This is a genomic window from Nocardia sp. 852002-20019_SCH5090214 (assembly GCF_001665865.1).
In the GTDB taxonomy this organism is placed as follows: Bacteria; Actinomycetota; Actinomycetes; order Mycobacteriales; family Mycobacteriaceae; genus Nocardia; species Nocardia nova.
The window spans coordinates 1-873 of the sequence record NZ_LZMK01000001.1; the positions used below are offsets into that span (position 1 = coordinate 1).

Genomic DNA, 873 nt, shown 5'->3' on the forward strand with positions numbered 1-873 from the left:
GTCCGGCGGCTACGTCGTCGACAATCGTGACGAGCTGGCTGCGCTCGATGTCGGCCAGGCCGTGCTGGAGTGTGGCGACCGCGACGATCTCGTCGCCCCGCTCGCGCAGCCGCTCGATGGTCGCGGCGGTTTCGTCACCGACACCCCAGGTCTCGGGACTTTCGTCGGAGAGGTCGTTCTCGGCGACGTAGTCCGCGATTGCTCGAATGTCTTCGACATCGCCTGCGAGAAGGAAGATCTCCTCGTTGATCTGCTCGCGGTTGGCGTAGCCGGGCCACAGTCGCGTACTGGGCTCGCGTCCGGCGCGGATCGCCTTACCGGCTTCACGGACCTGGGCCTGGTCGGCCGCGGTCATCACCGAGATCTCGGCGGCCATCTTCTGCGCGTTGACGTAGCCCTCGGCGAATCCGCCCAGCAGTTCCGGGATCCGGCCGCGCGCTTCTTCGCCCGGGTCGACCCACACCGGCGAGGCGAGAAGGTCGATGTCTCGGGTGTCTCCGGTGAGGTAGTCGACGACGAAGTCGATGCGGGCGCGGTCGTCTCCGGTGATGCCGGCGGAATCCAGATCGGTGTCGAGCTGCGCGCGCCGCTGCTCGGCAGACGACAACGCGTAGGTGGGGGCTTCGTCGAGGCTTTCCCCGCGCCACCGCAGCAGTGCCTGCCCGACAACGGGTTTGGCTTCCGGGGCCAGTGGCAGGTCCTCGATGATCCCGATGGCCGCGCTCTGGCGTGCGAACAGCGCCGCCGCCTGCGCGCGGCTCTGGGCTCCGATTGCGTCGAAGTCGGGATCGATGCCGACCTGCATCTGCTCGGTGTCGATGTTCACGCCCCACTGGTGGGCGAAGGCGTCGCACAGTTCGGTCAGTTTCTGGT

General features: G+C 67.7%; 1 pseudogene. It reads right to left on the bottom strand.

From position 1 onward, the window contains the following. Window positions 1-873, bottom strand: a pseudogene (locus A5780_RS40560) (hypothetical protein); the annotation flags it as partial.